General features: G+C 73.4%; 2 protein-coding genes. Both read left to right on the top strand.

Features of this window, described 5'->3' with window-relative positions; genetic code table 11:
- Positions 1 to 3,003: SDR family NAD(P)-dependent oxidoreductase (locus AC1D15_RS13205; protein ID WP_477826335.1), on the top strand; the 3,003-nt coding region annotated here is incomplete at its 5' end.
- The coding region (locus AC1D15_RS13200) for a type I polyketide synthase (protein WP_477826334.1) at positions 3,004 to 6,984 on the top strand (3,981 nt) is incomplete at its 3' end. It lies immediately after the preceding gene.

The raw sequence follows: 6,984 nt of genomic DNA, 5'->3' as shown, positions 1-6,984 counted from the left end.
CTGCTGATGCTCGAGGTGGCGGGCATGGAGCGCTGGATCGACATCACCTTCGGGCTGACCGACGGCTGGTGGCGCTTCACCGACAGCGCGCTGCGGCCGGCCTACCCGCTGCTGTCGCGCGCACGCTGGCTGGCGCTGCTCGACGAACTCGGCTTCGAGGCCGCGGCGATCGATGCGCCGCAGCCGAATTCGCGCGAGGTGCTGCTGGCCGCGCGGCGGCCGGTGCAGGCGGTGGATGCCGTGCCGGCGTCGGGCTGGCTGCTGGTCGGCGACCGCAGCGGCGTCGGCGAGGCGCTGGCGGCGCGGATGCGTGCCGAGGGTCACGAGGTGACGATCGCGTCGGCCGATGCCGAGCCGGCCAGCCTGCTCGTGGGGCGCCCCCTGCGCGGCATCGTCCACCTCGGCGCGCTCGAACTCGCGGTGCCGGATGCCCGGTCGGCCGCTTCGCTGATCGACACGCAGCGCGCGAGCCTCGGCTCGCTGCTGAAGCTGGTGCAGGCGCTCGGCGCGCAGTCGTTCGCGGCCGGCACGACGCCGCGGCTGTGGATCGCGACGCGCGGCGCGCAGCCGGTGGGCGAGGGCGATGTGCCGAACCCGCTGCAGGCGCCGGTGTGGGGCTTCGCGAAGGTCGTCGCGCTCGAACACCCGGAACTGCGCGCGACCCGCATCGACCTCGATGGCAACGATGACGCCGGCGCGTTGTGGCAAGCCATCGGCGCCGACGGCGACGAGCCGCAACTCGCGCTGCGTGGCGGCAAGGCCTTCGTCGCGCGGCTGGTGCACGGCAGCGCCGAGCCATTCGAGCCGGTGCCGGTGCGACTCGAGAAGGCCGCCAGCGGCGTGTTCGACGAGATGCCGCTGCTGCCGATGACGCGCCGCGCGCCCGGCCCCGGTGAGGTCGAGATCCGCGTGCGCGTGGCGGGCCTGAACTTCCGCGACATCATGAATGCCGTCGCACTGCGCGCCGACCCGGAGCCGCTGGGCGGCGAATGCACCGGCACCGTCGTCGCGCTCGGCGAGGGTGTCGAAGGCTTCGCGATCGGCGATGCGGTGGTCGCGACCGGCGAGGCCTGCTTCGCGAGCTTCATGACGACCGGCGCGCAGCATGTGGCGCCGTTGCCGCGCGGCATCGGCTATGCCGAGGGCGCGACGCTGCCGTTCGCACTGATGACCGCGTGGCACGCGCTTCACATGCTGGGCGGCATCCGCGCCGGCATGACGGTGCTGATCCATGCGGCCGCCGGCGGCGTCGGCATGGCCGCGCTGCAGATCGCGCAGCGCGCCGGTGCGACTGTCTTCGCGACGGCCGGCAGCGACGCGAAGCGCGCGCTGCTGCGCGCGCACGGCGCGGCACATGTGCTGAACTCGCGCACGCTCGACTTCGAAGCCGAGATCGCGCGCCTGACCGACGGCCGCGGCGTCGACCTGGTGCTGAACTCGCTGGCCGGCGAATTCATCCCGGCCAGCGTGCGCAGCCTGTCGGCGCAAGGCAGCTTCCTGGAAATCGGCAAGCGCGACATCTGGAGCCTGTCGCAGTTCCGCGAACTGCGCCCGCAGGCGCGCTACCACGCGATCGACCTGAACGCCCAGCGCTACCAGGACCCGGCGGCGGCGCAGGCGCTGTTCGCCGACGTGATGGGCGCGGTGCAGCGTGGCGAGCTGAAGCCGCTGCCGCTGCATGCGTTCCCGCTGCAGCGTGGCGGCGAGGCCTTCCGCTTCATGGCGCAGGCGCGGCACACCGGCAAGGTCGTGCTGACGCAGCACGATGCGCTGCAGGCCTCGCTGCAGGCGCTGACGCCGCGCGGTGTCTACCTCGTCACCGGCGGGCTGTCGGGCCTCGGGCTGCTGACGGCCGGTCGGCTGGTCGAGCGGGGGGCACGCCACCTGGTGCTGGTCGGCCGGCGCGCGGCGTCGCCGGCGGCGCAGGCCACGCTCGATGCGATGCGGGCGCAGGGCGCGCAGGTGCAGGCGGTGCAGGCCGACATGTCGCGCGCCGACGAGGTCGCCCGCGTGCTCGACGGCATCGCGCGCGGCGGGCAGCCGTTGCGCGGCGTGATCCATTCGGCCGGCGTGCTGGAAGACGGCGCCTTGCTGCAGCAGGACTGGCCGCGCTTCGTGCGCCCGCTGGGCCCCAAGCTCGACGGCAGCTGGGCGCTGCATGTGCTGACGCGCGGCGAGCCGCTGGACTTCTTCGTGCTGTATTCGTCGATGGCCTCGGTGCTCGGCTCGCGCGGCCAGGCGAACCATGCGGCGGCGAATGCGTTCATGGATGCGCTGGCCGCGCACCGGCGCGCGCTCGGGCTGCCCGGGCTCAGCATCAGCTGGGGCGCCTGGAGCGAGGTCGGCGCCGCGGCCGATCGCCAGGTGGACCAGCGCGTGGCCGCGCGCGGCATCGACGTGATCACGCCGACGCACGGGCTTGAACTGCTGGAGAAGCTGATGCGCGCCGAGGCAGCCCATGCGGGGGTGTTCCCGGTGCGCTGGGAGCGGTTCCTGGCGGGTGGCGATGCGCATGGCCGCTTCGTCGCGCATTTCACCGAGCACGCGAAAGGCGCAGGGAAGCCCGGCGCGAAGCATGCCGACGCGAAGCCCGCAGTGGCGGCCGGCGCCGCGCTGATCGACGAGCTGAAGCAGGCCACGCCGCAACGCCGCCGCGAGCGGCTGCTGGGCTTCGTCGCCGAGCACGTCGCGCGGGTGGTCGATGCGCCGAGCGCACTGGCGATCGACCCGCGCCAGCCGCTCAACGAGCTCGGGCTCGATTCGCTGATGGCGGTGGAGCTGCGCAACCGGCTCGGCACCGGGCTCGGCCTGGCACGCAGCCTGCCGGCGACGCTGGTGTTCGACCACCCGACGCTGGAGGCGCTGGCGGCCTACCTCGAAGCGCTGGCCGTGCCCGCTGCGCCCGTGGCCGAGGCGAAGCCGGTCGACGCGGTCGGTGCGCTCGACGAGATGAGCGACGAAGAAGTCGAGGCGATGTTCGCCAAGAAACTGAAGAGGCCCTGAATGTCCGATTTCCTGGAACGCATCAGCCATTTCTCGCCGAAGCGCCTCGCGTTGCTGGCCGACGAGCTGCAGCAGCGCGTGCAGGAACTCGAAGCGGCGGCGCACCAGCCGATCGCGATCGTCGGCATCGGCTGCCGCTTCCCCGGCGGCGCCGACACGGCGGAGAAATTCTGGGCGCTGGTGCGCGACGGCGTCGACGCCATCACCGAGGTGCCCGCCGAACGCTGGGCCATCGACGACTGGTTCGACGCCGATCCCGACCACCCCGGTACGATGAACACCCGCTTCGGCGGCTTCGTCGGCCCGGTCGACGGCTTCGACGCGCACTTCTTCGGCGTCTCGCCGCGCGAGGCGCTCAGCATGGACCCGCAGCAGCGCCTGCTGCTCGAGGTGGCCTGGCAGGCGCTGGAACACGCCGGCATCAACCCCGAGCGCGTGGCCGGCAGCCGCACCGGCGTGTTCGTCGGCATGTCGGCCGGCGACTACTGGCAACTGCTGCGCCAGGGCGGCGTCGACAGCTACGACGCCTACACCGCATCGGGCATCGCGCACAGCATCGCGTCGGGCCGGCTCTCGTACGTGCTCGGTGTGCGCGGGCCGAGCGTCTCGGTCGACACCGCCTGCTCGTCGTCGATGGTGGCGATCCACCAGGCGGTGCACAGCCTGCGCCGCGGCGAATGCGACCAGGCGCTGGCGGGCGGCGTCAACCTGGTGCTGAGTCCGGAGATCACGGTCGCGCTGTCGCGCTCGCACATGATGGCGCCGGACGGCCGCTGCAAGGCCTTCGACGCGCGCGCCGACGGCTTCGTGCGCGGCGAGGGCTGCGGGCTGCTGGTGCTGAAGCGGCTGGCCGATGCGCAGGCCGATGGCGACACCGTGATCGCGCTGATCCGCGGCTCGGCCGCCAACCAGGACGGCCGCAGCAACGGGCTGACCGCGCCGAACGGCCCGTCGCAGGAGGCCGTGCTGCGCGACGCGCTGGCCGATGCGCGCGTGCTGCCGGCCGAGGTCGGCGTCGTCGAGGCGCACGGCACCGGCACCTCGCTCGGCGACCCGATCGAGGTGCAGGCGCTCGGCGCGGTGATGGGTGAAGGCCGCGCGGCCGGCGCGCCGCTGCTGCTCGGTTCGGTGAAGGCGAACGTCGGCCACCTGGAGGCCGCGGCCGGCGTCGCCGCGGTGATCAAGATGGCGATGGCGCTGCAGCAGGCGCAGGTGCCGGGGCAGATCCACCTGCAGCAACCGAATCCGTTCATCCCGTGGGACGAGCTGCCGGTGCGCGTGCCGACGGCGCTCGGACCGTGGCCGGCTCAGGCCCAGCGCATCGGGGGCGTCAGCTCGTTCGGTTTCAGCGGCACCAACGTGCACCTGGTGATGGCCCAGGCGCCGCAGGTGGAGCGCATCACATCGAATCCGCGGCCGCTGCAACTGCTGACGCTGTCGGCGCGCCAGCCGGCGGCGCTGCGCGAACTGGTGCAGCAGCACCTGCCGTTGCTGGCGGACGGCGCGCCGCTCGCCGACCTGGCCTTCAGCGCGAACACCGGCCGCGCGCGTTTCGCGCAGCGGCTCGCGGTGAGCGCCGCGACACCGGCCGACGCGCGGCAACGCCTGTCGGCCTGGCTGTCCGGCGAGGAGGTCGCGGGCGTGCTCGCCGGCACCGCGCCGGCGCGGCCGCCGAAGCTCGCGTTCCTGTTCACCGGCCAGGGTTCGCAATCGATCGGCATGGCACGGGGCCTGTATGACAGCGAACCGGTGTTCCGCGATGCGCTCGATCGCTGCGCCGCGGGACTGCAGTTGCCGATGCCCTTGCTCGACGTGCTGTTCCGCGATGGGGCGCYGCTCGACGACACCGAGTACACGCAGCCGGCGCTGTTCGCCGTCGAGTACGCGCTGGCCACGCTGTGGATGTCGTGGGGCGTGCAGCCGCAGGCGGTGATGGGGCACAGCGTCGGCGAGGTCGTCGCGGCCTGCATCGCCGGCGTGTTCAGCCTGGAAGACGCGCTGCGCCTGATCGCCGAACGCGGCCGGCTGATGGGCGCGCTGCCGCGCAACGGCGCGATGCTCGCGGTGATGGCGAACGAAGCGCGCATCGCCGACGTGCTGGCGCCGTGGCGCCGCGAGGTCTCGGTGGCCGCGGTGAACGGGCCCGACAACGTCGTGATCTCGGGCCTCGCGATGGCGGTCGACGCGATCGCCACGCAGCTGCAGGCCGCGGGCCTGGTCGTCACGCGGCTGAAGGTCTCGCATGCGTTCCACTCGCCGCTGATGGCGCCGATGCTCGATGCCTTCGGCGAGGTGCTGCAGGCGATCCACTACAGCGCGCCGCGCATCGACCTGGTCTCCAACGTCACCGGGCGCTTGATCGGCCACGAGATCGCCAACCCGACCTACTGGCGCGAGCACGTGATGGCCGCGGTGCGCTTCGCGCCGGCCATGCAGTCGCTGGCCGATGCCGGCTGCGAGCTGTTCCTGGAGATCGGTCCGCACCCGACGCTGCTCGGGCTGGGCCGCGCCTGCCTGCCGGAGCGCGGCGGCTGGCTGCCGTCGCTGCGGCGCGGCAAGCCCGACAGCGAGCAGATGCTGGACAGCCTCGCGGCGCTGTACGTGCAGGGCGTCGAGATCGACTGGCAGGGCTTCGACGCCGGCCGCGGCGGCCGGCGCGTGCCGTTGCCGAGCTACCCGTTCCAGCGCGAGCGCTACTGGCCCGCGTTCGCGGACAACTCCCCGTTCAGGCTGCGCCCCGAGCAGAACACCGCATCGGCAAGCGGCCTGGCGCCCAGCGTGCAGAAGATGCTGCACGAGATCGTCTGGCGCGAGTCCGAGCGCCCGGCGCTGCAGCCGCTCGCTCCCGCCCAGCTCGCCACGCGCGTGCTCCCGCGCATCGACACGCTGGCCGCGCAGAACGGCCTCGATGGGTATGCGGACTTCCTGACCGGGCTGGACCAGCTCGCGGCGGCTTACGTCGTGCGCGCACTGCGCCTGCTCGGCTGCAGCTTCGCGCCGGCCACCGCGATCGACCCGGCGCGCTTCGATACGCTGCCGGCGCACGCCCGGCTCGTGCAGCGGATGCTCGCGATCCTGGCCGAAGACGGCATCCTGGTGCGCGACGGCGCCACCTGGGTCGTGCGCCGCACCCCGGACGAGAGCGACCCCGAAACGCTCGCCGACGGCCTGCTCGCGCGGCACCCGGAAGGCGAGGCCGAGCTGGTGCTCACGCGCCGCTGCGGCCACGAACTGGCCGCGGTGCTGCGCGGCCGGGCCGATCCGCTCGCGCTGCTGTTCCCCGGCGGCTCGCTGGCCGACACCGAGCGGCTGTACCAGAACTCGCCGCCCGCGAAGACCTACAACGGCGTGATCGCCGAGACGGTGCGCGCGCTGGCCGCCGCGTGGCCGGCCGGGCGGCCGCTGCGCGTGCTGGAGATCGGCGCCGGCACCGGCAGCACGACCAGCCACGTGCTGCCGGCGCTGCCGGTGCAGGGCGGGGTGCGCATCGACTACACCTTCACCGACGTCTCGCCGCTGTTCCTGAACCGCGCCCGCGAGAAGTTCGCATCGCACGGCTTCATGCGCTACGAGCTGCTCGACATCGGCCGTGCGCCGGCCGGGCAAGGCTTCGCGGCCGGCGGCTACGACCTGGTGCTCGGCGCGAACGTGCTGCACGCCACGCCCGACCTCGACGTGACGATCCGCCATGTGCGGCAGTTGCTCGCGCCCGGCGGCGTGCTGGTGCTGCTCGAAGGCACGACGCCGCAGCGCTTCGGCGACCTCACCGTCGGCCTGCTCGAGGGCTGGTGGGCGCACACCGACACGCAGCGCCGCAGCTATGCGCTGATGCCGCGCGAGGGCTGGACGACGCTGCTGTCGCAGCACGGCCTGCAGGGCGCCACGCCGCTGCCGGGCGCGACGACGCACCCGGTGCTGGCACAGCAGGCGGTGTTCGTCGCGCAGGCGCCGCTGGCCGCGGCCGAGCGTGAACCGTCGCGC

This window comes from Rhizobacter sp. P2_H2, assembly GCF_056403375.1.
Note: the sequence above shows the minus strand (reverse complement) of the source record. Positions and strands in the feature narration are given on the sequence as shown.